This window comes from Flavobacterium sp. (assembly GCF_040402835.1).
GTDB lineage: Bacteria > Bacteroidota > Bacteroidia > Flavobacteriales > Flavobacteriaceae > Flavobacterium.
Window position 1 is genome coordinate 38,787 of the sequence record NZ_JBBALW010000013.1, and the last position, 23,394, is coordinate 62,180.

21 protein-coding genes and 1 tRNA gene are annotated in these 23,394 nt (G+C 32.2%); 8 read left to right on the top strand and 14 right to left on the bottom strand.

What is annotated here, in order from left to right:
- Positions 1–6: 6 nt before the first annotated feature.
- Together AC9UEH_RS06105 and AC9UEH_RS06110 are read right to left on the bottom strand one after the other, a co-directional pair.
- Positions 7–732, bottom strand: coding sequence for a phosphatase PAP2 family protein (locus AC9UEH_RS06105; RefSeq protein ID WP_509529612.1), 726 nt, complete (start codon positions 730–732; stop codon positions 7–9).
- A 10-nt stretch (positions 733–742) separates the two neighbouring features.
- Positions 743–1,714 (bottom strand): phosphatase PAP2 family protein, encoded by a 972-nt coding sequence (locus AC9UEH_RS06110; RefSeq protein ID WP_509529615.1) that lies wholly within the window; start codon positions 1,712–1,714, stop codon positions 743–745.
- Positions 1,715–1,800: 86 nt separating this feature from the next.
- On the opposite strand from AC9UEH_RS06110, the gene aat reads away from it, so the two are divergent.
- Positions 1,801–2,442: a leucyl/phenylalanyl-tRNA--protein transferase gene (gene aat / locus AC9UEH_RS06115; protein WP_509529617.1), complete on the top strand. Its 642-nt coding sequence runs from the start codon at positions 1,801–1,803 to the stop codon at positions 2,440–2,442.
- On the opposite strand, the gene AC9UEH_RS06120 is transcribed toward aat, so the two are convergent.
- The 5 genes from AC9UEH_RS06120 to rplM form a co-directional block, all read right to left on the bottom strand.
- Positions 2,439–2,999, bottom strand: a complete 561-nt coding sequence (locus AC9UEH_RS06120) for a DNA-3-methyladenine glycosylase I (protein WP_509529620.1) — start codon at positions 2,997–2,999, stop codon at positions 2,439–2,441. The two genes, aat and AC9UEH_RS06120, sit on opposite strands and share 4 nt — an antisense overlap.
- Positions 3,000–3,109: 110 nt before the next feature.
- Entirely contained in the window at positions 3,110–3,934 is an 825-nt protein-coding gene (tsf, locus tag AC9UEH_RS06125) for a translation elongation factor Ts (protein WP_509529623.1), read from the bottom strand.
- 113 nt (positions 3,935–4,047) lie between these two features.
- Positions 4,048–4,914: a 30S ribosomal protein S2 gene (gene rpsB, locus AC9UEH_RS06130; RefSeq protein ID WP_509529626.1), complete on the bottom strand. Its 867-nt coding sequence runs from the start codon at positions 4,912–4,914 to the stop codon at positions 4,048–4,050.
- A 255-nt stretch (positions 4,915–5,169) separates the two neighbouring features.
- A complete protein-coding gene (gene rpsI, locus AC9UEH_RS06135) occupies positions 5,170–5,556 on the bottom strand; it encodes a 30S ribosomal protein S9 (protein ID WP_509529629.1) in 387 nt (128 codons plus the stop codon).
- Positions 5,556–6,011, bottom strand: coding sequence for a 50S ribosomal protein L13 (gene rplM / locus AC9UEH_RS06140; protein WP_509529632.1), 456 nt, complete (start codon positions 6,009–6,011; stop codon positions 5,556–5,558). Before rplM ends, rpsI begins: the two co-directional genes overlap by 1 nt.
- A 318-nt stretch (positions 6,012–6,329) precedes the next feature.
- Between rplM and AC9UEH_RS06145 the strand changes: the two genes are divergently transcribed.
- Positions 6,330–7,355 (top strand): LacI family DNA-binding transcriptional regulator, encoded by a 1,026-nt coding sequence (locus AC9UEH_RS06145; RefSeq protein WP_509529635.1) that lies wholly within the window; start codon positions 6,330–6,332, stop codon positions 7,353–7,355.
- A 1-nt stretch (position 7,356) separates the two neighbouring features.
- On the opposite strand, the gene AC9UEH_RS06150 is transcribed toward AC9UEH_RS06145, so the two are convergent.
- The 3 genes from AC9UEH_RS06150 to polA form a co-directional block, all read right to left on the bottom strand.
- Positions 7,357–7,917, bottom strand: a complete 561-nt coding sequence (locus tag AC9UEH_RS06150; RefSeq protein ID WP_509529638.1) for a nucleotidyl transferase AbiEii/AbiGii toxin family protein — start codon at positions 7,915–7,917, stop codon at positions 7,357–7,359.
- A gap of 8 nt (positions 7,918–7,925) precedes the next feature.
- Complete coding sequence (locus AC9UEH_RS06155; RefSeq protein ID WP_509529641.1) at positions 7,926–8,231, bottom strand: DUF6922 domain-containing protein; 306 nt, start codon at positions 8,229–8,231, stop codon at positions 7,926–7,928.
- A gap of 64 nt (positions 8,232–8,295) precedes the next feature.
- Positions 8,296–11,151, bottom strand: a complete 2,856-nt coding sequence (gene polA / locus AC9UEH_RS06160; RefSeq protein WP_509529644.1) for a DNA polymerase I — start codon at positions 11,149–11,151, stop codon at positions 8,296–8,298.
- A gap of 149 nt (positions 11,152–11,300) precedes the next feature.
- Here polA and AC9UEH_RS06165 point away from each other — a divergent pair, with 149 nt between their 5' ends.
- From AC9UEH_RS06165 to AC9UEH_RS06185, 5 genes are all read left to right on the top strand, one after another.
- The gene (locus AC9UEH_RS06165) at positions 11,301–11,975 is read left to right on the top strand and encodes a response regulator transcription factor (protein WP_509529646.1); all 675 of its coding nucleotides are present in this window, start codon (positions 11,301–11,303) and stop codon (positions 11,973–11,975) included.
- Between the two features lie 10 nt (positions 11,976–11,985).
- A complete protein-coding gene (locus tag AC9UEH_RS06170; protein ID WP_509529649.1) occupies positions 11,986–13,317 on the top strand; it encodes a sensor histidine kinase in 1,332 nt (443 codons plus the stop codon).
- A gap of 108 nt (positions 13,318–13,425) precedes the next feature.
- Complete coding sequence (locus tag AC9UEH_RS06175) at positions 13,426–13,614, top strand: hypothetical protein (protein WP_509529652.1); 189 nt, start codon at positions 13,426–13,428, stop codon at positions 13,612–13,614.
- Between the two features lie 191 nt (positions 13,615–13,805).
- Positions 13,806–15,041 (top strand): metallophosphoesterase, encoded by a 1,236-nt coding sequence (locus AC9UEH_RS06180; protein ID WP_509529655.1) that lies wholly within the window; start codon positions 13,806–13,808, stop codon positions 15,039–15,041.
- A gap of 73 nt (positions 15,042–15,114) precedes the next feature.
- Positions 15,115–15,411: a thioredoxin family protein gene (locus tag AC9UEH_RS06185; RefSeq protein ID WP_509529657.1), complete on the top strand. Its 297-nt coding sequence runs from the start codon at positions 15,115–15,117 to the stop codon at positions 15,409–15,411.
- A gap of 97 nt (positions 15,412–15,508) precedes the next feature.
- Here the strand turns inward: AC9UEH_RS06185 and AC9UEH_RS06190 are convergent, their stop codons facing one another.
- Positions 15,509–16,156, bottom strand: coding sequence for a polysaccharide deacetylase family protein (locus tag AC9UEH_RS06190; protein ID WP_509529660.1), 648 nt, complete (start codon positions 16,154–16,156; stop codon positions 15,509–15,511).
- A gap of 127 nt (positions 16,157–16,283) precedes the next feature.
- On the bottom strand, positions 16,284–19,595 hold the full coding sequence (locus AC9UEH_RS06195; protein WP_509529662.1) for a glycosyltransferase family 117 protein: 3,312 nt from the start codon (positions 19,593–19,595) through the stop codon (positions 16,284–16,286).
- A 156-nt stretch (positions 19,596–19,751) separates the two neighbouring features.
- On the opposite strand from AC9UEH_RS06195, the gene AC9UEH_RS06200 reads away from it, so the two are divergent.
- A tRNA-Gln gene (locus AC9UEH_RS06200) sits at positions 19,752–19,822 on the top strand.
- Positions 19,823–20,534: 712 nt separating this feature from the next.
- On the opposite strand, the gene AC9UEH_RS06205 is transcribed toward AC9UEH_RS06200, so the two are convergent.
- The gene (locus tag AC9UEH_RS06205; protein ID WP_509529664.1) at positions 20,535–22,748 is read right to left on the bottom strand and encodes a VapE domain-containing protein; all 2,214 of its coding nucleotides are present in this window, start codon (positions 22,746–22,748) and stop codon (positions 20,535–20,537) included.
- 294 nt (positions 22,749–23,042) lie between these two features.
- Positions 23,043–23,330: a helix-turn-helix domain-containing protein gene (locus AC9UEH_RS06210; protein WP_509529666.1), complete on the bottom strand. Its 288-nt coding sequence runs from the start codon at positions 23,328–23,330 to the stop codon at positions 23,043–23,045.
- Positions 23,331–23,394: the final 64 nt, after the last annotated feature.

Here is a 23,394-nt window from a genome sequence, read left to right on the forward strand (position 1 = left end):
TTAAACTCAATTTTTAATCAATAAACCTATACCATAATTTGTTCCAATTTGAGGATAAATGAAGGCGTGGGTTTTATTTTTGCCTAAAGTAACCGATTTAAAGGGACACCAATAGGAAACAGCAAGTCCAACAGCTGTTCCAATTCCTGCACCAGCAAGAACATCTGAAGTGTAATGTTTGTTGTTTGCAATTCTTAAAAATCCTGTTGCTGTTGCAAATAAAAATCCACTACTCGCATACCAAATATTAGCATCTTTATACTCGTAAAACAACAAGGAAGCATTTGTAAATGCAGTAGCAGTGTGACCAGATGGAAAACTAAATTCGTCACTTCCGTCTGGGCGTTCTTCTTTGAAAGTGTGTTTCATAGTTTGAACAATTCCACCCATAATTGCATTTGAAATCGCAATATTTATCGTTTGATGAAGAAAATCATTCTTTGGTTTAAAACCTAAATATCGACCACAATAAATTTGAAGTACTGCTTCATATTGTAAATAATTATCCGCTTGTGTATGGAAATCTGTTCCTAAAATAGCTCTAAAATTACCTTGTAAATTGTTATTCATAGGTGTATTTTTTAACAATAATCCACTTGAAATTAGTGCTGCAGGAATTATAAAATGCTTGTACGATACGTTATCTTTAATAGAAGAAATGCTGTCTTTTTGTTGTGCATTTCCAGTTAAAGTTAATAAGAAAATGAGGGCAATTAAAAATTTTATTTTCATTTTTGATATATTAAAAAGATACAGTCGCCCCAATTAAATTAAAACCAGATTTTCTGGAAGCATTCATATTGAAGGTATATTTTTTTGGGGAATCTAAAGGAGAATTACTTTTTATGATTTTACTTTTCACGATATTTTTACCTATAATATAACCCATAACCATTGCAATTGGGTAGTCTGAATACCAATGAACATTGGCTTGAACCATTTCAAACCCTAATAACCCAATTAAACTATAACCAACTGGTTTTATCCATTTTTTATCTGGATAATTTCCAATAATAACATTCAAAGCAGCCGTTGCAGTCATCAAATGACCTGATGGCATAGCGTCATATTGAGGAGTTCTTGATGAATAGGCACTAAAACTCGGAAAAGGACTCCAATTACCTCCTGGATTGCCATCTATCATTGCTGGTGCTGGGCTTTGTCTTCCGGTAATACGTTTTATAGTTTGACTAAAAATGCCACAAACTGCTAGACTTTCTACAAGTCCAGTTGCTGTATTTAAGGAGCGATAATCCTTATTTATTAAACCAAAAGTTGCAAATCCCATACTCAATAATAATGGGGTTGTACCATTTCCAATCAAATAAATCCCTGATGTTATATTAGGAGGAATGTTACTTAAAGGACCAAAATTATTATATCTAGCAACATCTTTTAAACCTAATTGTTCGCCTAACAATCTTGAATTGTCTAATAAATATTGATCTGCGGGGAGTAATGCTACTGTTAAAACCGTTGCGCCACCTAAAGCAATTAAGTTTTCTTTTATGCCGAAATCTTTAACCGTTCCATATACATCGCTAGGAACATGAGTAATTATTTCTAAAAATCTTGGCTTTTTATAGGTATATATCTCTCCATTTGAATTAGTATAACTTTGAAAGTCGGATTTGTTAGAAATAGTATCTTTGATTTGAGAAATAATAAACTGAGAAGTAAAGATTAGTGTTAGCAGGATTACTAATTTTTTCATTTAAACAAATTTTCGCCAAAGATATTGTAAATTTAGCTTAATTTTATTTTTTGCTAACAAATTATACTTAATTTTTACTTGTAAATATGTACCTGATTTCAGATGTCCTTTATTTCCCTTCTGTAACTCAGGCCACGTCTGAAGGAATACTTGCTGTTGGTGGTAATTTATCTTCTGATAGATTACTATTAGCTTATAAAAGCGGCATTTTTCCGTGGTTTAATCATGGAGAACCTATACTTTGGTGGGCTCCGAGTTCAAGAATGGTTCTATTTTTCGAGGATTTAATTATTTCAAAAAGTATGCGAAATATCCTCAATAGAAATGTTTTTAAAGTAACTTTTAATCAAGATTTTAAAGCGGTTATTTCCAACTGTCGTTCTATAAAACGAGAGGGGCAAAAAGGAACTTGGATTAGTGATGAAATGGTTGAAGCTTACTGCAAACTTCATAAATTGGGCATTGCTAAATCTGTTGAAGTTTGGCAAAATGAAGAATTAGTTGGCGGATTATATGGAATTGATTTGGGACATGTTTTCTGTGGCGAAAGTATGTTTTCCAAAGTGAGTAATGCTTCCAAAGTGGCTTTTATTACTTTAGCAAACCAATTAAAAAAGGAAAATTATAAAGTATTAGATTGTCAAGTTTATAATGATCACCTCGAAAGTTTGGGTTGTAAAGAAATTGAAAGAGAAGATTTTATGCTGATTTTGAACTCCGATTCTTAACTCCTTTTCCAGCAGTCTTCTACGTGGTCGTTTACCATTCCCGTGGCTTGAATATGAGCATAAACTACTGTTGACCCCACAAATTTAAAGCCTCTTTTTTTTAAATCTTTGCTAATTGCAACCGAAAGTGGCGTGGTAGCGGGAATTTCTTTCAGCGTTTTAGGGTTGTTAACAACAGGTTTTCCATCTACAAAACCCCAAATGTAATTGCTGAAACTTCCAAATTCTTCCTGTATTTTCATAAATAAAATAGCATTTGAAACAGCAGAACGAATCTTCAATTGGTTGCGAATAATTCCCGGATTTAGGATTAATTCTTGGATTTTTTTTTCAGAATATTGTGCTACTTTTGAATAGTCGAAGTCGTCAAAAGCCAATCGAAAGTTTTCTCTTTTTTTTAATATTGTAATCCAACTCAATCCCGCCTGAAAGGTTTCTAAAATAAGAAATTCAAATAATTTTTGGTCGTCGTAAACAGGAACTCCCCATTCTTCATCGTGGTATTTTTCGTAAATATCGATTCCTACACACCATTTACACCTGATTTTTTCTTCCATCGTATTTATTTTGACAGTTTCAAATATAAAAAAATTCCATTTCAAATTACTTCAAAATGGAATTTTAATTTATAAATCTAAACTCAGAAATCTAAAATCTAAAATTAGTTTTATCCTAATGCTGCTCTTTTGAAACCTGTAACCACTAAGTTTTTATCTAAAGATTGAACATAAGCAGCAACGCTCATTTTGTTGTCTTTGATATAATCTTGGTTTACTAAAGTATTGTCTTTAAAGAAACGTGCTAATTTACCTTTTGCAATATTTTCTAACATAGCTTCTGGTTTACCTTCTTGGCGTAAAACATCTTTGGCAATTTCAATTTCTTTTGAAATGATATCCGCATCTACACCTTCTTCGTTCAAAGCGATTGGAGACATTGCTGCCGCTTGCATAGATACGTTTCTAGCCACTTCGTCAGCTCCTTCAATATTTGCAGATAATGCAGTTAAAGTAGCAATTTTATTTCCAGAGTGAATGTATGATCCGATGAAAGCACCTTCTAATTTTTCAAAAGTTCTGATTTCCAATTTCTCACCGATAACTCCTGTTTGCTCGATTAATTTATCAGCAACAGTAATTCCGTTGAAATCAGCTGCTAAAAATTCTTCTTTAGTATTGAAATTCAAAGCCAAATTAGCCATATCAGTAGCCATTTTCACAAAGCTTTCGTTCATTCCTACGAAGTCAGTTTCACAGTTTAATGTGATAACAACACCAGCAGTTTTTGCAGCATTTACAACTGCAATTGCAGCTCCTTCAGTAGATTCTCTGTCTGATCTGTTTGCGGCAACTTTTTGACCTTTCTTACGAAGGTTTTCAATTGCTAAATCAAAATCTCCATCAGATTCTACTAATGCTTTTTTGCAGTCCATCATACCTGCACCGGTGATTGTTCTTAATTTATTTACGTCTGCAGCAGTTATAGTTGCCATAATTTTTTAATTTAAAGATTAAAAGACTGAAAAATTTAAAGAATAAAAATAATGCTAATTTTGAATCAACACATTAAGTAATCTTTAAATCTTCCAATCTTTAAATATATTTTTTATTCTTCAGTTGCAGGAGCTTGTGTTTCAGCTGCAGGAGTTTCCACTTCTGCTTCAACAGCTGGAGCAACAACCTCAACATCTGCTACAGGAGCAACTTCTTCAACTACGGTAGCAGGAGCTTCAACAGCTTCTACTTCAGCAGCAGGAGTTTCTGAATCCCCTTCTTTATCAGAAGTTCTGTTAGCAAGTCCATCAATAATGGCAGCAGTTACTAAAGTTAGAATTTTATCGATTGATTTTGAAGCATCATCATTTGCTGGAATTACATATTCAACCTCTCTTGGGTCAGAATTGGTATCAACCATTGCAAAAACTGGAATGTTTAATTTTTGAGCTTCTTTAATCGCGATGTGTTCTGCTTTAATATCAACTACGAATAACGCAGCTGGAAGTCTTGACATATCTGAAATTGAACCTAAATTTTTCTCTAATTTAGCACGAAGACGATCAACTTGCAAACGCTCTTTTTTAGAAAGAGTCATGAATGTACCATCTTTCTTCATTTTATCAATAGTTGCCATTTTTTTAACGGCTTTACGGATAGTTACGAAGTTAGTTAGCATTCCCCCAGGCCATCTTTCTGTGATGTAAGGCATGTTTGCAGCTTTTGCTTTTTCAGCAACGATATCTTTTGCTTGTTTTTTGGTAGCAACAAATAATATTTTTCTACCTGATGCAGCGATTTTTTTCAAAGCGTCATTCGCTTCTTCAATTTTTGCTGCAGTTTTATATAGATTGATAATGTGAATACCATTACGTTCCATATAAATGTATGGAGCCATATTTGGATCCCATTTTCTAGTCATGTGTCCAAAGTGAACACCTGCTTCTAGTAATTCTTTTACTTCTACTTTGTTTGACATTTTTTCTTTAGTTTACGTTCTGTTGATTAGCAATGTGTTGTAAGGTTATTCGTTATTCGATATTCGTTATTCGTTTTTGGCTAATTCATACAATTTGTATTTACCAATAAACTTCTAACTTCTAACTTCTAACTTCTAACTTTTTTACCCATTTAGATGCTAAACTAATTTCAAGCCTCAGCTTGACAACAACAACATTGTTTTAAATTTATTAAATAAACGATGCCTTGTTCCAATAGAACAAGACAGGCACTATTAACGTTTAGAGAATTGGAATCTCTTACGAGCTTTCTTCTGACCGAATTTCTTACGTTCAACCATTCTTGGATCTCTTGTCAATAAACCTTCTGGTTTCAAGATGGCTCTGTTTCCTTCGCCAACTTCACACATAACTCTTGCAATAGCCATTCTCACAGCTTCTGCTTGACCTGTTGAACCACCTCCGTAAACATTTACTTTTACATCATAGTTAGAAACATTGTCTGTTAATGACATTGCTTGCAAAACTTTGTACTGTAAAGTAGCTGTTGGAAAATAAGTTGCAAAAGGTTTTTTGTTTACAACGATAACTCCTGTTCCTTCCGAAACATAAACACGTGCAACAGCGGTTTTTCTTCTACCGATTTTGTGAATAACTCCCATTACTTAAGATCGTTTAGGTTAACAGTTTTAGGTTTTTGAGCTCCTTGTTTGTGCTCTGAACCTACAACAACATTTAAATTTCTAAAAAGTTCCGCTCCTAATTTGTTTTTAGGTAACATTCCTTTTACAGCTTTTTCTACTAATAATGCAGGGTTTTTTGCTTGCAATACTTTAGCAGTTAAAGTTCTTTGTCCTCCAGGGTAACCAGTGTGACGGATGTATGTTTTTTCATCCATTTTTTTACCTGTAAGGTTAATTTTCTCTGAGTTGATAACGATTACGTTATCTCCGCAGTCGACGTGTGGTGTGTAACTTGGTTTGTACTTACCTCTCAAAATCATTGCGACTTTTGAAGCAAGACGACCCAAGTTATGCCCATCTGCATCAACAATGATCCACTCTTTTGTAACGGTGGCTTTGCTTGCTGATTGTGTCTTGTAGCTTAATGCGTCCATAATATATTTTTAATTAAACATTCCATCCCCAATAAAGGGGTTGCAAAAGTACAATTAATTATTTTAAATTCAAATACCTGATTAAGATTATTTTAAAGCTTCATTTATTACGCTTTACTATTCTTTAAATTAAAGTCGTGCAATTATAAATCAACTCTTAATTCTTTCCAATTTCAACGAATTTCAGCATCTATTTTCTTAAATATTTGATTTTTATTAAATGCAAATGTCGTTTTTACAATAAAAAGCCGTTAACATTTCATTTTTTTTAAATTATTTGGTCCATTTTTCATACTTTTACATTTAATTACATTTATAATGAAATCCAAAGCTACCTTAAAACAAATTGCTAAAGAACTTCTCGTTTCTGTTTCTACGGTTTCGAAAGCATTAAATGATAGCCCTGAAATTAGTACTCAAACTAAAATCAGAATAAAAGAATATGCAAAACTCAAAAATTACAAACCCAATGTTATTGGTGTCAATCTAAAAAGTAGAAAAACGAAAACTATAGGTGTAATTATTCCGAATATATTAAATTCTTTTTTCGCCAAAGTTTTCACTGGAATTGAAAAAGTAGCCGAATCCAAAGGATATAACGTTATTATGTGTATTTCGAATGAATCCATTGAAAAAGAAATTCACGCCCTCGAAATTTTGAGTAATGGAACTATTGATGGATTTATTTTGTCGATTTCTGAAGAAGCTCAAAAATTACAAGAATACAGCCATTTCAAAGAAATCATAAACGACGGAACACCAATTGTTATGTTTGACAGAACTACCGAAGAAGTAGATTGCGACAAAGTAACCGTTGACGATTTTGATTCTTCAAGAAATGCTACCCAACATTTAATTGATTTAGGATGCAAAAATGTAGCGTTGTTTTCTTCTATTGATAATTTAAGCGTTGGAAAATTGAGATATGAAGGCTATCTAAAAGCATTGGAAGACAATAATATTTCCATCAATCAAAATTTAATAGTCAGAACCGATTCTGAGGTTGATTTAAATCAAAAAATTGAAACTGTTTTTGAGAATAATACCATAGATGGGATTTTTGCTTTAGACGAAACCGACTCCGTTGCTGCCCTGAGAATTGGACTTAAACGAGGTTATAAAATACCAGAAAACCTTTCCATAATTGGTTTTGCAGATGGTATTTTGGCTTCAAGACGTTTGTCTCCAAGTTTAACTACGGTGAGTCAGCACGGTCCAGAAATTGGGGAAGCCGCTGCTAAATTGCTTATCGAGAGACTCGAAAGTAAAGAAGAAGAAAATCCATACAAAACTACGGTTATTAAAACTGAATTACGAGAGAGGGAGTCTTCGAGAAGGGTTTAGGTTAATTGTTAAAATCGTTAATCGCCTTTTGAATCGAAAATTTAATTTCATTCCAATCTAATTTTTGAAAAAGAATTGGAATTTCTTCACTTTGGGCATCTTCAAAATAGGTTAAACTCTTTAAAACCATAAATTCAGAACCATCTGCGTATTTGGTATTATAAAAGGCAATCATTTCTTTAAGTGAATATTTTTGAAGTAAAAAATGCAAATCAATAAAATCTTTTCTACTTCCTCTTCCAGCAATAGCGTTCAACTTCATCGCTGCAATATCTTTATCTGAGGCTAAACGAATGTTTTCGACAATTGTTATTTCTTCAAGTAATGGATATTTATAATTTACAAAATCTACTTTTATACCATTAACAGATAAAATTAAAACGTTTTTACTTTTCTTAAGTACAGTAACTTTTCCAAAGTTAGAAAGTTCATCCACAAATTCAAATTCATCGATTTCTCCTTTACCAAACATATCAATGTCAACCGAAAAACGGTGACCAATTTGCAAAGCTAAAGAGGTACCCCCAACAAGATTAAATCCATTAAAAATGGAAGAAGACATTATCTTCTTTAATAATTCCAGAAGTTCTGGTTGGATTGTTTGAGTTTGTAACATCTAAATTCTGATTTATTGATATTAAATAGAGTAGCTAAAAAGGAAAGTGTAACTACATCCAAGTTTCGGAATTCTAAAGAAACGGCTTTAATTGTTTCTAAACTATATATTTCTTTGATGATATTCCAATCCTTAATAAGTCCAAATTCTACTACTTTATAAATAATTTGTTCTTTTGAATTTTCAAAACTTAACATAGAAATATCTACATCCCAAAATAGATGTTTTGACAAATCATTTACCGAATAGTTAGTTTTCATTTTTCAAAGTTAATGAAATTAGTTAATTTTAAAGAGTTCCGAACACTAAATGCTGAGCACTGAATCAATGTGCCGCCAACCAATCTTTTCCCTGTCCGATTTCAACAATCAACGGAACACTTAATGTAAATGCATTTTCCATTTCATACTTAATCATCGGTTGTATTTTTTCTAATTCAGAATTGTGAACATCAAAAACCAACTCATCGTGAACTTGCAAAAGCATTTTACTTTTCCAATTTTCATCCGTTAGTTTTTTGTGAATAGTAATCATTGCAATTTTAATAATATCTGCAGCACTACCTTGAATTGGTGCGTTTACTGCATTTCGTTCCGCACCACCACGAACAATGGCATTTTGCGAATTTATATCTTTCAAATAACGACGTCTTCCTAAAATAGTTTGTACATACCCGTGTTCTCTCGCAAACTGAATTTGCTCATTTATATAGGATTTCAATTTTGGATAGGTTTGATAATATGCTTCAATCAATGCCGCACTTTCTGAACGAGAAAGCGATGTTTGATTACTCAATCCAAAGGCAGAAACACCATAAATAATACCAAAATTCACTGTTTTAGCGTGACTTCTTTGTTCGCGAGTAACCTCTTCCAAAGGCACATTGAAAACTTTTGAAGCCGTAGCCTTGTGAATATCTTCATTGTTAAGGAACGATTGAATCATATTTTCTTCGCCACTTAAAGCCGCAATAATCCGAAGTTCTATTTGAGAATAATCTGCAGAAACCAAAGTATAATTTTCATCCCGAGCCACAAATGCTTTCCTAATTTGACGGCCTCTTTCTGTTCGAATTGGAATGTTTTGCAAGTTCGGATTGTTCGAACTCAACCTTCCAGTTGCCGCAACAGTTTGCATATAATCGGTGTGAATTCGGTGCGTAATCGCATCAACTTGGTTTGGCAACGCATCAACGTATGTATTTTGTAATTTCACTAATTGGCGCCAATCAAGAATTGCTTTTACAATTTCGTGCTCGTTTACTAAGTAATTTAAAATCTCTTCACCAGTAGCATATTGCCCTGTTTTTGTCTTTTTTTGTTTGGCACCACCAATTTTTAATTTGTCAAATAAAATATCCCCCAATTGTTTCGGGGAAGCCAAATTAAACTTTTCACCAGCAATTTCATAAATGGTAGTTTCTAACTTTTTGATGTCATTTCCTAAATCGTGTGACAACGATTTCAAGAAATCAACATCTACTCGAATCCCTTCTTTTTCCATATCGGCTAAAACTTTTACCAACGGAATTTCAATTTCTTCAAAGAGTTTTTTGGTTTCTGTTTTTTCTAATTCTATTGTAAATAGCTCTTTGAGTTGCAACGTTACATCCGCATCTTCAACGGCATATTCTTTGATTTCTTCCAATGCCACATCGCGCATCGACCGTTGGTTTTTCCCTTTTTTTCCAATTAAATCTTCAATAGATTTTGGAGCATATTTTAAATAGGTTTCCGATAAAATATCCATATTATGGCGCATATCAGGATTAATCAGATAATGTGCAATCATCGTGTCAAACAGTTTTCCTTTTACAGAAATAGCATAATTGGAAAGTATTTTTAAGTCGTATTTTAAGTTTTGTCCAATTTTTTCAATGCCTTCATTTTCAAAAAATGGAATGAATTTATTGACTAAAATTTGTGCTTCTTCTTGATTTTCTGGAAAGGGAACGTAAAAACCTTTTCCTTTTTCATACGAAAATGAAATACCCACTAATTCCGCGTGCAAGGCATCTAAACCTGTAGTTTCAGTATCAAAACATACCGAAGTTTGGGTTTCCAAATTTTGCAATAGCAATTTCAATCCTAATTCACCTTGAATAATTTGGTAAAAATGGGTTGTGTTTTCTAAAGTATTGTAATATTGATGGCGTGTTTCATCGGAAGTTTCATCGTGAAGCGTACTTCCAAAAAGGTCAAATTGTTCTTCGTTTTTAGTGCCGAGAGCCTTTGGGAGCGGTTTTTTGTATAATTTGGCTTCGTCAATAGGATTCATTTGTGTTGAAGTACCGCCTTTTCTAAAAATAGCATCAAATTGTTCCGCCATTCTTCTAAATTCCAATTCATTGAATAACGCATCTGTTTTATCAACATCTGGAGTCGATAATTCATAATCCGTTTCATTAAAAACAACTGGGCAATCCAAGAGAATTGTTGCCAATGTTTTAGACAAAATTCCTTTTTCTTTATTGGCTTCAATATTCTCTTTCATTTTCCCTTTTAGCTTATCGGTATTCGCCAAAAGGTTTTCCATTGTGCCAAATTCTTTCAATAATTTCTTGGCTGTAACTTCACCAACACCAGGAAGACCAGGAATATTATCGGCTGCATCGCCCATCATTCCTAGAAAATCAATTACTTGATCTGGTCTTTCAATTTCAAATTTTGCAAGTACTTCCGGAATACCCCAAATCTCTATTCCATTTCCCATTCGGGCAGGTTTGTACATAAATATGTTTTCGGAAACCAATTGCGCAAAATCCTTGTCTGGCGTAACCATAAAAACCTTAAAATCCTGTTTTTCCGCTTGTTTGGCAATTGTACCAATTAAATCATCGGCTTCATATCCTTTTACCTCGATAATTGGAATGTGCATCGCCTTTAATAATTCTTGAATATAGGGAACGGCAATTTTAATAGCATCAGGTGTAGCTTCACGATGGGCTTTGTATTCTGGGAAAATATCGTTTCTCAAATCACTGCCGCCTTTGTCAAATGCAACCGCTAAATGATCTGGTTTTTCACGTTTAATGACATCCATCAACGAATTCATAAATCCCATAATGGCAGAAGTATCCATGCCTTTTGAATTAATTCTTGGGTTTTTTATAAAGGCATAATAACCTCGAAAAATTAGAGCATAAGCGTCTAATAGAAACAATCGTTTTTGAGCTGACATATAAAATAAGGTATAATTTAATTTGTAAAAATAAACAAACGAATTCTAAAGTTGACTTCTACCGTTAAAATTTAATTAATTTATTTCAATTTAAAAATCAATGCTTCAATAAATGAATATTTTTACAAAGGTTTAAATCAAATTTTTATATGAATATTCTCATCGTTGAAGATTCCCAGGAATTAGCTATTGAAGTTTTAGATTATCTTTCTAAAAATGGCTACTTGTGTAAATGGGCGAAAAATTGTGAGGAAGCATTAGAGGAAATTAGCGTCAATAATTATGATGCAATGCTTCTTGATTTGGGTTTGCCCGACGGAAGTGGTTTTGATATTTTGAAAACTATTAGAAAAACAGAATCTAATATTGCGGTAATAATTTTGACTGCTCGTGGCGAATTGGACGATAGAATAAACGGATTGCAACTTGGCGCCGATGATTATCTGACAAAGCCGTTCGCATTAACAGAATTGGGCGCTCGCTTGTTTGCAATTATCCGAAGAATGAGCGGTTTTACCATTAATGAGTTAAAAATTCACGGATTTGTTTTGCAAATGCAGGATTACAAAGTGAGTTTTAATGGCATTCAGATTAAATTGACCAAGAAAGAATTTGATGTTTTTCAATATTTAGTTTTAAATAAAAATCGGGTAATTACACGATTACAATTAACGGAACATATTTGGGGCGACATTCTTGAAGTCAATTCAGATTCCAATTTTATTGATGTTCACGTTCGAAATCTTAGAAAAAAATTAGACAAACACACTTCTTTGGAATGGTTTGAAACGGTCAGAAATGTAGGTTATAGAATTAACGTTTAAATCATTTATTGTGAAAATAAAACTTCAACTTGCTATATTTAATGCCCTTACCCGATTAATCGTAATTTTAGTTTTATGGTTTACACTTCCAATATTAGTTGAAAAAGTAATTTATCACAATGCCAATAAAGATTTAATAGAAAAAAAGCAAAAATTCATTAGCCATTTAGACAAAGAAGAAATCTATAATTTTATAGAACGAAATGACAAAACGGAAACGTATGCCAGTTTTTCAACTTTGCACAGTGAATTTCTACAATTGTCACGATTGCCAAAACAATTTGCCCCAAACAAAACCATTTTCATTACCGAACCCCGAATAATTGAAGAGGAAGAAAACGATTATAGAATTTTGCAATATGATTTTATTTATGAAAAAATGGCGTACCGATTAGAAATCGGAAGTAGCTTGAGTGAAATTAAAGATCTTACATTTACCATTCGATTTTTTATTCTAATTGTACTTTTCATCATCTTGGTTGTTACTTTTTTGCTGGATACGTTTTTCATTGAATACCTTTTAAAACCATTTTATAAAATCATTGACACCAAAATAAGAAGGGTTAATGAACCAGATATTTTTGATCATACACCAATAAAAACACATTCGACCGATTTTCAAGAATTGGATTCTGTATTGAATCAAATGATGTACAGAATTAGTGAACTTTTCAAAAAAGAAAAACAGTTTATTGCCAATGTTTCCCACGAATTATTGACGCCAATTGCCATTTTGAAAAACAAATTTGAAAACTTACTTCAAAACAGTTCTTTGGATGATAATGCAATTGATAAAATTGCTGGTTCATTGAAAACATTAGATATGTTGAAGAAAATCATCAATAATTTACTGCTCATTTCAAGAATAGAAAACCATCAATATGTCGCCAATGAAATTATAAATCTGAAGGAATTACTATTTGAATTAAAGAACGATTTAAAAGACAGAATCGAAGAAAATGAGTTGACTTTTTCAATAAATCTTGAAACTAATTTTGAATTTTTAGGCAACAAAACCTTAATTCACATCCTTTTATTTAATTTAATTGTCAATGCAATCAAATACAATAAAAAACTAGGAAGTATAAAAATAAGCGATGCGTTTTCAAATGAGAACTACATAGTTTCCATCTCTGACATGGGAATTGGGATGAATGAAAAACAAATTAGCAAAATATTCAACCGATTTGCTCAGATCAATTCAGAACAAGAAGGGCACGGACTTGGATTGGCCATAGCCGATAGTATCGCGCATTTTCATCACATTAAAATTGAGGTAAATTCAATGCCGGACGAGGGAACTACCTTTCAATTAATTTTCCCAAAAAAGGTAAAATCATAAATAAAAGTTAAACTTTTTTTCAAGGGCAAATCTTCATTTAATCTTCATTTTACGAGCCTACATTTGTATCATAAAATAATCAAATTATTAATTTTTAAATCTTACATTATGAAAAAAGTAATCATGTTAGTTGCCGTTCTTTTAGGAACAACTGTAATGGTAAATGCTCAAACTGAACCAGCTAAAGCTGCTCCAGCTAAAGAAGTAAAAGTAGCTAAACACGCTAAAAAAGTTGCTAAAACTGAAGCTCCAAAAATGGAAGCTACTAAAGTTGAAGCTCCAAAAGCAAAAAAATAATTAAACACTTTTTTGCTGAGTTTACTCAAATAAAACGTTAATTATTGAAAAAGCTGGTAAAGAAATTTATCAGCTTTTTTTGTGGTTTCTAATGGCATTATAAGGCTTCGGCTACAATTTGAGTTAATTTTTATTTAACAAAAGTATCTTTTTCCTAATTTAGTCGTTATTTTGTATAAAATTTTATTTAGATGGTTTTTCGCATACTTTTTCTGTGTCTAATTTTATTGATTATCGACATTTACACCTACCAAGCATTACGAACTTTACTCAAGTTGAAATGGATGCTGGTTTCCTTCCAAATTATCAGTTTTTTTCTTCTAATTTATATCGTTTATTCCTTTATGCAATTTGATCGATCGGTTGGTCAAACCAAGCAAACGATGTTCACAATGGGACTTCTTTTATTGGTTTACGTTCCAAAAATCGTAATAGCATTAGTATTAATTGGGGAAGATATTTTCAGAATTGGAGTCGGAACGGTGAATTATTTTTCAAATTACAGTAAAGATGTAGATTTCTTTCCTGAAAGACGAAAATTCGTCAGTCAAATTGCTTTAGGATTGGCAGCAGTTCCTTTTTTATCTTTAATTTATGGCGTTACAAAAGGAAAATACAACTATAAAGTAATTAAACAGCAAATTTTTTTCCCCGATTTACCTGATGCTTTTGATGGTTTCAAAATCACTCAAATTTCGGATGTTCACAGCGGAAGTTTCGATAATCCTGATAAAATAAATTACGCTATTGATTTGGTAAATGAACAAAATTCAGATATGATTTTGTTTACAGGTGATATTGTGAATACCGTTGCCAAAGAAATGCACCCTTGGATTGACACTTTCAAGCGCATCAAAAAACATAAATACGGGAAATACTCCGTTCTTGGAAATCACGATTATGGCGAATATGTAACTTGGCCATCCGAAAAAGACAAATCAGATAATTTTGATGCAATAAAAGATTTATACGGACAAATTGATTTTAAACTTTTATTGAACGAGCACACGTTTATCCAAAAAGGAGAAGACAAAATCGCCCTTGTAGGAGTTGAAAATTGGGGAAATAATTTCAAAAAAGTTGGTGATATTAATTTGGCTTCTGCCAATTTGACTAAAGATGATTTCAAAATTTTAATGAGTCACGATCCGTCACATTGGGAATATGAAGTGAAAAATCACGAAAAACATTTTCATCTAACTTTATCTGGACATACACACGGAATGCAATTTGGTATCGAAATACCAGGATTTATAAAATGGAGTTTGGCTCAATATGTCTATAAACAATGGGCTGGTTTATACGAAAACAAAGGAAGATACGTTTATGTGAACAGAGGATTTGGGTTTCACGCTTACCCAGGACGTGTTGGAATAATGCCGGAAATTACTGTAATAGAACTAAAAAAAGGAAAATATACAGTGTAATTTGGTAAATTCCTTATATTTGTAACGTATTATCTCTATTCAGAAGTCTAAATTATATTAAATTTTTGGTTTTATGTCAAAATTTGGAGAACTTATAAATACTCAATTGCCAGTGCTAATTGATTTTTACACAGAATGGAATGAGCCTTCGGTTTCCATGCACCCTGTTATTAGAGATGTGGCCGCAGCCCTTGGTGACAAAGCAAAAGTTATTAAAATTGACGTTGACAAAAATCAAGAATTAGCGGATGCTTTACGAATTAAAGGACTCCCAACTTTAATGATTTACAAAGAAGGTCAGATGGTTTGGAGACAATCTGGTGAGCTTGATGCCAATACCATTATTGGTCTTGTTCAAGAGCAACTTTAAGCTCGAAAATTCCCTTTTGCAGTATTATTTTATCCTTTATTTGAAAAAATAATTCCTTTTTCATTCTAATTTCTATTGTTTTTCACTTTTTTTAGATTTATTCCAATATATCAAAAATAAAGCCTTTTTCTTTCAAGAATTCTAACGTTTTTGGTAACGCATATTCTAAATTTCTGAATGCTTTTTTACTGTCGTGAAATACAATAATACTTCCAGAAGTTACATTTTTTAATACATTCTGCAAACATTGTTCTGGTGTTACGTTAGCGTCAAAATCGGCAGTGAGAATGTCCCACATAATAATTTTATATCCCAAATTGCGTAATTCTTTCGCTTGATTGCATTTTATTCTTCCGTAAGGCGGTCTGAAAATTGCAGGTTTTAGATTTACTATTTTAGAATGTTTAGAAATTGCGTCTTGACAAAGTGCTACGTTTTCAATGTATTCTTTAGTGGAAGTTTCCCAACCTTTCAAATGATTGAAAGTGTGATTTCCGATAGAATGTCCTTTTGAAAGTACCGAATTAAAGATTTCTGGAAATTTATTTATGTTGTCACCAATGCAAAAAAAGGTGGCTTTGGCTTCAAATTTTTCTAATTGTGATAAAGTCCATTCGGTGATTTCAGGCGTTGGCCCATCATCAAAAGTGAGATATACTTTCTTTTCATTGTTCGAAACATCCCAAGTGTATTTTGAGAACATTTTCTTAACTATGAAATTTGTTTTTATCCAATAGAAACTCATAAAACTTGAATTTTATTTAAAAAATAAGCCACGAAGTAAAAGTAGCATAAACACAGATTTCACAGATTTACACAAAAAAATCTGTGAAATCTGTGTTTAATTTCTTCTGTTTTTTATTCCGAAGTTTCTATTCATTATCACGACCAAATCGCTCAAACATTTTATTATACATATTGAAAACCTTTTTGTTTTCGTTGTAAAACGACATGTCGTCACTGTTTTTCATTACTTCCAATAAACTTCTGTAACGCTCAATATTAGTGACCACTTCCATCGCTACAGAACCTAAATCCGATGGTTTGTAAGTGCTGTAATATTTCAGTTGTTCTTTGTATTTTGCCGTTAATTCATTGAGCAATTTACGTGCTTTTTCCTTTTTGCCAATAGCGTAATAACCACTTGCAAAAGGCTCAACCATAGTATAATAATCGTAATATTTCAATGGCATTTTCGTCATTGCCAAATCAATTACTTTTTCCGCTTTCGCAAATTTACCTTCGTTAATCAGCTGTTCCATCAACCTCGAAATGTTGGTTCTGTAGGAAATACTATTTCTACGCGTTTCAGGATCATGGTAAATTTTTGAACTTTCACCGTTGCCCCAATCCCATTTCAATATCAAATTGTACATCACATCAGAATCAATTGAACCCATATCGTGTTGGCTTGCCTCCTTTGGAAGCACAGTTTTTACGGGAACTAATTTGTAAACCATTCCGTCTAATTGAAGGTAATTTTTCATCCAAATATAATCATCATCGCCAAAACTTCCAGGCGAAAAATAGATTGGTCTTTTCCAATTGTTATTGGCAACAATGTCCAACATCATCAAACGATTTTTGTAAATCGCTTTCCCTTTTATGTCAATATCAATATAAGGAACAATGGAATCATAGAATTTTGGATTGACCACTTTGTTCTTAATAATGTTGTTTTTGTCAATTAGAAGTCGGATTTTATTGGTTGGATAAAAATGAACTTTTTGTCCATTTTGCATATCAACAATTGTTTTTGGATCGTTGCTTTTTGCAAATTCCATAAAGCTTTTAATATCCCAACGCGCTTCCGTTAATTGATTATAAACGATAAAATCTAATTTATCGCCCACATATTGATCGTGTGTAAACGAAATTGGCAATCCATCAGATTTATACGATTTGCTTTTCATTTGATCAATATACCAATCCGTCATAAACAAACTCGTATTTACAATTTTGATGTCCGTTCTCACATTCTCAATTTCTTGAGCGTACCAAAGCGGGAACGTATCATTATCACCAATGGTAAATAAAATCGCATTTTTATCACAAGAATTTAGATAATTTTTTGCCAATGCAATCGCCGTGTATTTTCCAGAACGGTCGTGATCATCCCAGTTTTGTGTTGCCATTAAAACTGGCGCACCAACCAGAGTTACAGCAAGAACAAGCGGTCCGGCAATTTTTGGTTTCAAATAGTTTTTCAAATAATCATAAATTGCAAAAACGCCAATTCCAATCCAAATAGCAAAAACATAAAACGATCCTACCAAGGCATAATCTCTTTCACGAGGTTCAAACGGTCTTTCGTTCAGATACACTTTCAATGCCAATCCCGTGAATAAAAACAAGACTAAAAGCACATAAAAACTTTTTTGGTCTTTTTTAGCGTGGTATAATAATCCGATGATTCCAAGTAAAAATGGAATGAAATAATAGACATTTCTACCTTTATTGTTCAAAGTATCCGAAGGTAAATCTACTTGCGAACCTAAATGTGCTTCGTCGATAAAATTAATTCCGCTCAACCAATTGCCGTCTATTGTGTCATAATTTCCTTGATTGTCATTTTGACGACCCGTGAAATTCCACATTAAATACCTCCAATACATGTATCCAAATTGGTATTCAAACATAAAGCTGAAATTGTCAATTGTGGTTGGTTTTTCAATGATTAGGTAATCACCATAGCTTTTCAAGAAAGAAATATAACCTTCGTTATCGATTTTTTTGGCAGCATAAGCAACTCTAAATTCCGCAACAGTTTTCTCAACTTCATTGCGTAATTGTGCCGTCGCTTTTCCAACTTCCTCTTCGGATAATTTATTTACATCAATTCCATATTGCCCTAGTTCGTCTTCATACGGATGATTTGGATCGATTTTAAATTCCAACGGATGCGTAAAATTCATATAATTTTCTACGTGTTCCGTGCTCCATAATCGGGGTAAAAACGCTTTGTGATTATCGTCACTGTTTTGTTCTGCGTTTTTAAAATTGTTGGTAATGATGTATTTTCCCGTTTTATAATCTCTTTCGTAGTTGGGTGCTTTGTCTAAATATGGCGTTTCTTTATCCAAACCAGCAAAAGTATCTGAGTATTGAGGCCCATAAAACAAGGGATTAACGCCGTATTGTTCTCTGTTGTAATACGCTAAAACTTCTGCCGCATCCGATGGTTTATTTTCGTTGATTACGGTATTTGCATTAGCACGAATTGGCAACATCATCCAAGTTGAAAACCCAATGAAGATGAATAATATGCAAAGAATTAAAGTATTAATCTGAACATATCCTTTTGATTTCGTGTATTTAATTCCAAAATAAAACAAACTTATCAATAACAATGTCACGAAAATAGTCCCAGAATCAAACGGTAATCCCATTTCATTGACCATAAAAATCTCCGCTTTACCGAAAAATGCCATTGTCCAAGGCAATAATAATTTGAATATAAATAATAAAACAGCAACAACGACAACATTGGCAATGATGAAATTTTTAACTGTTACAGTTTTATAATTTTTAAAGAAATATAAAAACCCAATCGCAGGAATAGTCAATAATGCCATAAAATGAACACCGAAAGAAAGCCCAATTACCAATGAAATCAATAGCAGCCACCTGTTTCCTCGTGGCGTATTCATATCTTGTTCCCATCGCAAACCAAGCCAAAACAACAATGCTATAAACAAAGTTGCCATTGCATAGACTTCCGCTTCTACGGCATTAAACCAGAAACTATCTGAAAAAGTATAAGCCAAAGCGCCAATAAATGAACTTCCTAATACAACAATTGCATTATTTTTTGAGATTGATTCCGCCACTTCATTTACAGATTTGGATTCAGATATCGATGTAACTATCTTTCTAATAAGTAATGTTGACGACCAAAAAAGAAATAAAATAGTGAAAGCACTTGAAAAAACCGACATCATATTTACCATTAGGGCAACGTGTTTTGCATCGGTAGCAAACATGGCAAAGAAGGCGCCAATCATCTGAAACAAGGGCGCTCCTGGCGGATGTCCAACTTCTAATTTTGCTGCTGTGGCGATATATTCTCCGCAATCCCAGAAACTCATGGTGGGTTCAACGGTGAGCGTGTAGGTTGTTAATGCTATTGCAAATGTGACCCAGCCTAAAATGGTATTCCATTTATTGAAATTGAAGTTTGTCATATTTATAGTATGAATTTTTCTTTATTTTTTGATGTACAAAGAAAATGTTTTTTTGCTTAAAGAAATGCTAAATATTTATTTTTAATTTTTTTAGGTAAAAAATTTGTGGGACTTAAAATTTCGCTTAAATTTGCACTCGCTTAACAGCAATGGAATTGGTCTATGGTGTAATGGTAACACAACTGTTTTTGGTGCAGTCTTTCAAGGTTCGAGTCCTTGTAGACCAACTTGATAATTTTATAAAACCCTTAAAATCAATATTTTAAGGGTTTTTTTATTTTATATTCCCCTGATGTTCCCCTAAAAATATTTTTTGTTTATTAATTCTTCATTTCTCCCTTTAGATATAAAACAATTTCTCATTCACTATGGAAACTCATTTTATAATATTTTTATTGGATTAGTTATTGTATGTTTGTTTAAGATTTAAAGTTGAGTTTTGCATTGGAAGCCTCCTAAAATTAATGCCGTCATACGTTCCATTAATTTCTTTAAATTTATTTTTTTCAAATATTTTAGATTATTTTATTTATTTATTTTTTAAAATTGTGGTTTTGTCATACAGCGGAGGCATTGTAAAACCAGCACCATCATCGCTTTTGTTGTGTTTCCATAATTTTTCTAAATTACATCTTCAATAATTATTAAATGCTATTACTTTTTAGCAGTAAAAAATAAAGGTTTATTTTAAAAAGTTTACAAAAATACGTTTTATCCTACCATACCTACCACAGACCTTACAAACAAAGGGCTGAACGCTTTTTTTATCCTACCATTTTTAAAAAACTATCCTACCACTAAATAAATTTTATCAATGGTAGGAATGGTAGTATAGTGGTAAGATAAAAAAATAACATCCTACCACAAATAAAACAATGAATATATGAGTTTTTTGTATTAGTGGTAGGAATGGTAGGTAAATTTTATAAAAAAAACATTTTAATTTACTATATATTCTTTTTTTGCAATTAAATAAAATTGACTTTGTGCCGTTTTTATTTTTTCGTATTTTAAAGAGGTTAAGGCTCTGCCTATATTTATTGATGTTAAGCGTATTGTTGTCAATCCGTTTACATAGTTTAATATTTCGGTTGCAGTCATTTTTTCGCCTTTGTTTTCGTTTGTAGGCTTCTCAAACCATTTTATAATCATTTCTTTTTCTGCCGTTACTATTTGAAATTTTTCGTTTCTTTTTTCATTTACAATAATATCATCTTTTGTAAAAGTTTCGTCAAAACTATTGTCATTTGACAAATAAAATGCTTGAGCCCAAAGATTATTTACATTAAATTCATCTCTATATTTCCAATTTATGTTTTCTAATACAAAACATAACCAACGAACTGAGCCAGTTTCATCACTTAAAAAAGTACTGTTGTTGGTAGAACCAATAAAACTGCAAATTCTTTGAATAGTGGTATCTTTTTTATCGTATGGTAGCCTAACCTTAATTTTTGGTGTACTGAACAAAGATTTTAAACCGTTTACATCTTGTTTTGATAGGTTTGCAAGTTCGTCCAAATTGATAAAAAAGTTTTTTGCAAGTGAAATTTTTGCGTCTTTTTCATCTTTTGGCAAGTCCATTTTTATATAATCTTGTAAAGCTTCAGGGCAAAGAAAATTTATCCAACTTGTTTTTCCTGCGTTTTGGCTTTTGCCATCATCAGACAATACAAATGCTTGTTTATTGAAATAGTCATTAACCATTACACACTTAACCGCTCTAACGCACCATTTTTTAAAGTGATATTCAAATTGTTGTTGGTCTTCATTTTGTGCTAAATTGATATATTTTGAATATTGTGTTATGTAATCGTTTTGTTTGTCCCAAATTGGCAAATTTTCAAAATATTTTATAATTGGGTTATATTTTGGCACAAAATTACTTTTCAATATTGCAATAAGTGCATTTTGACTAACTTTAATACTGTTTTTTTGTAGTTCGATCCAAATCTCACTTTCATTGCAAATTTCCCATTTATTGAGGTCTTTTTTTGAAATTTCAACATCTAATCCAATTGTATTTGCTCTCAAATCATAATTATTAAACAAATATTTTTCTACAATATGAAAAATTGTTGGATTTTCTATTTCTGTAACTTCAACCACACTTTTATTTTTTACTGCCAAATCGATAATTTTTTGAAAATCATCTGCTGTGTGTTCCTGAAAATAGTCTGTGATATCATATTTCGGATTATTTTCATTGGTTGGTAGTTGCAACCTTATAATATTTTTGAAGCTTTTTAATAGCTTTTCTGCCTCAACTACGCCCGTATTATCATTATCAAAGCAAACAAATAGATTGTTGCAATGGTTTTGCAATAATTCTATTTCTTCTTTTGAAATTCTCCTGGTGGCACTTCCAAAACAAACGGCATTAAATCCTCTCGAAACTGCTGTAATAGTATCTTTTTCTCCTTCGCAAATGATAATATTTTCTTTTATTTCTTTACCCAACTGCTCAAAACCGAAAATACCTGTTTTAAATGGTGGCAAAACATTTTTTTTAACGCCTATGTTTTCTTGTTCCGGCACATATATTTTATATTGACCCTGAAGCTCAAACGCAAACGCAACACCTTCATTTTTGGTATTTATCGGTGCATTGCCAGTCCAAGTGTAGTTTTTTATTGAACTTACTTTGTATTGCTCCAATACGTCTTTTTTAACGCCTAAATTACCCCACCATTCCAAGTCTAAAGTTGTGTAATCTCTTTTTTCAACATTTAGTTCTTTAGGTTTATTAGCAGGTTTGTCTTGTTGCAATTCCTTTGCAATTTTATTGTTTTCGGTTTGCAATACTTTTTTATCATCAGTATTAATAGGGTTCTTTGCATTATTTTTGTTGTATTCATCGCACAACGGTAAATTCATATCCTTTGCAATGGTTTGCAATACTTCACTAAATTGTGTTTTGCAGTCTAATTGTTTTTTATCTGCAACAAACTGAAAAACATCACCTTGATTACCCGAACTATTGCATTTGAAAGTTCCGTTATTGTAAAGTTTAAAGGACGGTTTTTTATCTGGAGCGAATGGGCTTGATATATTCCCTTTTGGAAATTCTGTTAACCCTAAATAATGTTTATATATTTCCTTGCAATCGGTTTGCAATAATATTTTATCTTTGCTTATTGAATTTGCGTTCATAATTTTAAAATTTTATAAACCGTTGCAATTGGTGTTGTAACGGTTTTTTTATTAATAATAATAGATTTATAATGATTTGTAGCTGTTTTACTATAATTGCAAAGGCTTTGCACCCCACCCTTGCAATTGGGTTACTTATTATAGTTGCAATGATTTTTGTTAGTAATTATTGATATTTGCTTAATTCACAACTAACAAACAATACATTTCAAAACCTTTGCAAAGGTTTTGTAACCCCTACTTTAGTATCTAAAAATGGTTTTTGTTTATAGTTTGAATTGTCCTCAATAAAAATTAAAAAGTATTCATCTTTTGCAATGCTTGTAAAACTTGTGATTTCTTGTAGCGGACTTTATTGGAAATTCTAAAGGCGGGAATAATGTCTTTTCGAGTCCATTCCCACAAAGTTACTAGGGAAACTGAAAGCAAAGCCGCCGTTTCCTGTCTTGTAAGTAAAATGTCATTGTCTGGATTCCGCAATGATTCTGCAAATCCCTTTAATGCGTTTGTAACGTCCTTTACGATTTCATTTTTAAAATCATTAGCGTTGGTGTTTTCAACTTGTAAAATTTCTTTGCTCATAACTTAATCTTTTATTAATTATTGATTGTTCGACAAACTTAAGTTAGATTAATATAGGCGTGAA

Bases quoted from the DNA above. Each gene is read 5' to 3' on its own strand.
- AC9UEH_RS06105 (WP_509529612.1), bottom strand. From the start codon at position 732: ATGAAAATAAAATTTTTAATTGCCCTCATTTTCTTATTAACTTTAACT.
- AC9UEH_RS06110 (WP_509529615.1), bottom strand. From the start codon at position 1,714: ATGAAAAAATTAGTAATCCTGCTAACACTAATCTTTACTTCTCAGTTT.
- aat (WP_509529617.1), top strand. From the start codon at position 1,801: ATGTACCTGATTTCAGATGTCCTTTATTTCCCTTCTGTAACTCAGGCC.
- AC9UEH_RS06120 (WP_509529620.1), bottom strand. From the start codon at position 2,999: ATGGAAGAAAAAATCAGGTGTAAATGGTGTGTAGGAATCGATATTTAC.
- tsf (WP_509529623.1), bottom strand. From the start codon at position 3,934: ATGGCAACTATAACTGCTGCAGACGTAAATAAATTAAGAACAATCACC.
- rpsB (WP_509529626.1), bottom strand. From the start codon at position 4,914: ATGTCAAACAAAGTAGAAGTAAAAGAATTACTAGAAGCAGGTGTTCAC.
- rpsI (WP_509529629.1), bottom strand. From the start codon at position 5,556: ATGGGAGTTATTCACAAAATCGGTAGAAGAAAAACCGCTGTTGCACGT.
- rplM (WP_509529632.1), bottom strand. From the start codon at position 6,011: ATGGACGCATTAAGCTACAAGACACAATCAGCAAGCAAAGCCACCGTT.
- AC9UEH_RS06145 (WP_509529635.1), top strand. From the start codon at position 6,330: ATGAAATCCAAAGCTACCTTAAAACAAATTGCTAAAGAACTTCTCGTT.
- AC9UEH_RS06150 (WP_509529638.1), bottom strand. From the start codon at position 7,917: ATGTCTTCTTCCATTTTTAATGGATTTAATCTTGTTGGGGGTACCTCT.
- AC9UEH_RS06155 (WP_509529641.1), bottom strand. From the start codon at position 8,231: ATGAAAACTAACTATTCGGTAAATGATTTGTCAAAACATCTATTTTGG.
- polA (WP_509529644.1), bottom strand. From the start codon at position 11,151: ATGTCAGCTCAAAAACGATTGTTTCTATTAGACGCTTATGCTCTAATT.
- AC9UEH_RS06165 (WP_509529646.1), top strand. From the start codon at position 11,301: ATGAATATTCTCATCGTTGAAGATTCCCAGGAATTAGCTATTGAAGTT.
- AC9UEH_RS06175 (WP_509529652.1), top strand. From the start codon at position 13,426: ATGAAAAAAGTAATCATGTTAGTTGCCGTTCTTTTAGGAACAACTGTA.
- AC9UEH_RS06180 (WP_509529655.1), top strand. From the start codon at position 13,806: ATGGTTTTTCGCATACTTTTTCTGTGTCTAATTTTATTGATTATCGAC.
- AC9UEH_RS06185 (WP_509529657.1), top strand. From the start codon at position 15,115: ATGTCAAAATTTGGAGAACTTATAAATACTCAATTGCCAGTGCTAATT.
- AC9UEH_RS06190 (WP_509529660.1), bottom strand. From the start codon at position 16,156: ATGAGTTTCTATTGGATAAAAACAAATTTCATAGTTAAGAAAATGTTC.
- AC9UEH_RS06195 (WP_509529662.1), bottom strand. From the start codon at position 19,595: ATGACAAACTTCAATTTCAATAAATGGAATACCATTTTAGGCTGGGTC.
- AC9UEH_RS06205 (WP_509529664.1), bottom strand. From the start codon at position 22,748: ATGAACGCAAATTCAATAAGCAAAGATAAAATATTATTGCAAACCGAT.
- AC9UEH_RS06210 (WP_509529666.1), bottom strand. From the start codon at position 23,330: ATGAGCAAAGAAATTTTACAAGTTGAAAACACCAACGCTAATGATTTT.